The organism is Aeromonas sp. HMWF015 (assembly GCF_963878965.1).
GTDB classification, from domain to species: Bacteria; Pseudomonadota; Gammaproteobacteria; order Enterobacterales; family Aeromonadaceae; genus Aeromonas; species Aeromonas veronii.
The window spans coordinates 1-3,294 of sequence record NZ_CAWNZT010000330.1 but is presented as its reverse complement, the minus strand read 5'-3'; the positions used below and the strand labels follow the sequence as shown (position 1 = coordinate 3,294).

The 3,294-nt window shown below is 56.7% G+C and carries 1 protein-coding gene and 2 pseudogenes; all 3 read right to left on the bottom strand.

Translation table 11 applies throughout. The annotated features are described in order from the left end of the window. Positions 1–939: GspF family T2SS innner membrane protein variant ExeF (exeF, locus tag AACS18_RS16385; RefSeq protein ID WP_108612734.1), on the bottom strand; the 939-nt coding region annotated here is incomplete at its 3' end. Position 940: 1 nt separating this feature from the next. Further along, a pseudogene (gene gspE / locus AACS18_RS16380) lies at positions 941–2,445 on the bottom strand (type II secretion system ATPase GspE). 23 nt (positions 2,446–2,468) lie between these two features. Next, positions 2,469–3,294 (bottom strand): annotated as a pseudogene (locus AACS18_RS16375) (hypothetical protein); the annotation flags it as partial.

Genomic DNA, 3,294 nt, shown 5'->3' with positions numbered 1-3,294 from the left:
TTCGGCGGCCTCGAGAATGCGCATTCTGGCAAAGTCGTTGGAGAGCACTTCGCCGGCGATCTTCATCCCCTCCAGCAGCGGCACCGCACTGGCGTTGAGGATGCTTAAAGTACGGGCGAAGCGGGCAGTATTGAGACCGCGGCTGACCCGGCCAATCACCGGCAGGCCGAGCAGCACCTGATGCCAGCGCCGGCGGCGCTTCTCATCGGTGAGCCACCAGCGCCAGACAAAGCTGGCGATAAAGAGCAGCAGCAGGAACCAGAGGCCGTAGGCTTGCATTAGCTCGCTGGTACCGATGAGAAAACGGGTGGTGCCCGGCAGCTGCTGGCCCATGTGTTCAAACTGGGCCACCACCTTGGGCACCACGGCGGTGAGCAGGATCGAGATAACCCCGATGGCGACGCAGGTGAGCACGATGGGGTAGATCATCGCCTGCAGCAGCTTGGTCCGCATATGCTGGCGTTGTTCGGTGTAGTCGGCGAGGCGGTTGAGCACCTTCTCCAGATGACCCGACTTTTCACCGGCCGCCACCATGGAGCGAAACAGCTGGTCGAACACATGGGGAAAAGCCCCCAGCGAGTCGGCCAGCGAATAACCTTCCACCACCTTGCTGCGCACGGTCGCCACCAGACTGCGCAGGTGAGCTTTTTCGCACTGCTCGGCCACCGCCTTGAGCGCCTCTTCAATGGTGAGACCGGCCCCCACCAGAGTCGCCAGCTGGCGGGTGATCAGGGCCAGCTCAGCAGTGGAGGCGCCACGACGAAACAGGGCGAAGCGGGTCGCCTCCCGTTTCGCCTTCTCGGTGGTCTCGTTTACCTCGAGGGGGGTGAGCCCCTGCTCGCGCAGCAGTTGGCGAACCTGACGGGCGGAATCCCCCTCCATCACACCGCTCTTGCTGCGCCCCTTGCCGTCGAGGGCTTTGTATTCGAATGCCGCCATCTCAATCTTCCCGGGTCACGCGCAGCACCTCTTCGAGGCTGGTCTGCCCTTGAGTACCTTGTCGATGCCGTCGCGGCGAATACTGGGGGTGTGGCCGCGGATCAACCGCTCGATGGCCATCTCGCCGCTGGCGCCATGGATCGCCTCGCGCACCGCCTCATCGACCACCACCAGTTCATGAATACCGGTCCGACCACGATAACCGGTGTGGTTGCACTGCTCGCAGCCCACCGCATGCCAGATATGCTGATCCGGCTCCAGCTTGATCCCCATGGAGAGGCGCTCCTGCTCGGTGGCCGGACGCGAGGCGCGGCAATCGGGGCAGAGGGTGCGCACCAGCCGCTGGGCCAGTACCGCCAGCAGGGAGGAGGAGAGCAGGAAGGGCTCGATCCCCATGTCCCGCATCCGGGTGATGGCGCCGATGGCGGTGTTGGTGTGCAGGGTCGACATCACCAGGTGACCGGTGAGCGATGCCTGCACCGCGATCTGGGCGGTCTCGAGGTCACGGATTTCCCCCACCATCACCACATCCGGGTCTTGGCGCAGGATGGCGCGCAGGCCGCGGGCGAAGGTCATGTCTACCTTGCTGTTGACCTGGGTCTGGCCCACCCCTTCGAGGTCATATTCGATGGGATCTTCCACCGTCAAAATGTTGCGATCCCGCGAGTTGATCTCGGAGAGCGCCGCATAGAGGGTGGTGGATTTACCGGAACCGGTCGGGCCGGTGACCAGAATGATGCCGTGGGGCTTGCGGATAAGCTCGCTGATGATGCTGCGGTTGCGCGCCGTCATGCCGAGCTGCTTGAGCTCGAGGCGAATGGTGTTCTTGTCGAGCAGACGCAGTACCACCCGCTCGCCGTAGCTGGACGGCATGGTGGAGACCCGCACATCGACGGCGCGGCCGCCGATGCGCAATGAGATGCGGCCATCCTGCGGCACCCGCTTCTCGGCGATATCCATCCGCGACATCACCTTGATCCGCGAGACCAGGAGCGAGGCCAGCTTGCGATGGGGGCGCAGGATCTCCCGCAGCACCCCATCGATGCGAAACCGGATCACCAGCGCCCGCTCGAAGGTCTCGATATGGATATCGGAAGCCTCTTCTTTTATCGCCTCGCTCAACATGGCGTTGATGAGGCGAATGATGGGGGCGTCGTCATCGGCATCCAGCAGGTCTTCGCTCTGGGGCAGCTCTTCGGCCAGCGCGAAGAAGTCCATCTCGTTGCCGAGATCTTCCATCAGCTGGCGCGCCTCGGAGGAGTCGCGCTGATAGTGGGCCATCAGCAGCTCTTCGAAGGCGTCGTTGTCAAGTTGCTCCACCGCAAAGGCACAGCCCGCCACCCGGCGAACTTCCAGCAGGGTCTGCGGGGTGACGCCGGTACGGCACTGCAGTATCAGAGAGCCTTCCCTTTCAATCAAAATTACGCCAAAATTTCTGGCAAAGACAAAGGATAGTGCAGAAACCGTTATGTGCCGATGGTTCTCATTATTAAATCTAAAATTCATCGAATAGTGTTCTTAGATAACCATCAATGTGATGTCGTTGATTTCTTGATGAATGGTTCATCATTGACCAGAAATTTCTCCTTTTTAACACTTGCCCCATCATTCAGAACATCATCACTGTAATCAGGTAGAACTTGGCGTTCGGGTGATGTTAGATAATTTTTTTGAGAAGCTGCATTAATCTGTTTATTTCTAAACTCAGAATATTTCTCAGATGAGATGCCAGTGTAGATATCTGCATCTCGTAGAATTGTGGGGCGAATAAATATCATCAGGTTACGTTTTGCAGTACTAGTTCCTGTATAGCGGAAAAGATAACCAAGAATCGGTATATCTCCCAATAAGGGGACTTTTGATACATTTTCCTTAGTTTGCTCATCCATCATGCCACCCAGAACAACAGTTTCGCCGCTTCTGACTAATACTGCATTCTTTACTGTTCTTGTATTGAACGTTGGTCCTAGCGCGCTATTGTTATTCGCATCGGTTACCTTTTCTACGCTGGATACTTCTTGTTCAATTTTGAGAAAGACGGAATCTCCCTCATTGACCTGTGGGGTCACAACCAACTTTGTACCAACGGTCTTATACTCTACAGACGTAAATATGCTTTCACCAGAAGTAGAGCTTTGTTCGACACTTTTACGAGGGACTTCTTGTCCAACATTGAAAGCGCCCTCTTCATTATCCATTATGACGAGGCTAGGAGTCGATAGAATATCATTCTTGGTATTAGATGATAATGCTGTTGTCAACATCTTCCAGTCACCATGAAAGAACCCTGCTGCCATACCATTAATTTTTAGAAGACTGCTGTCTGAGGCACCATCATCTGCCGACTGACTTATT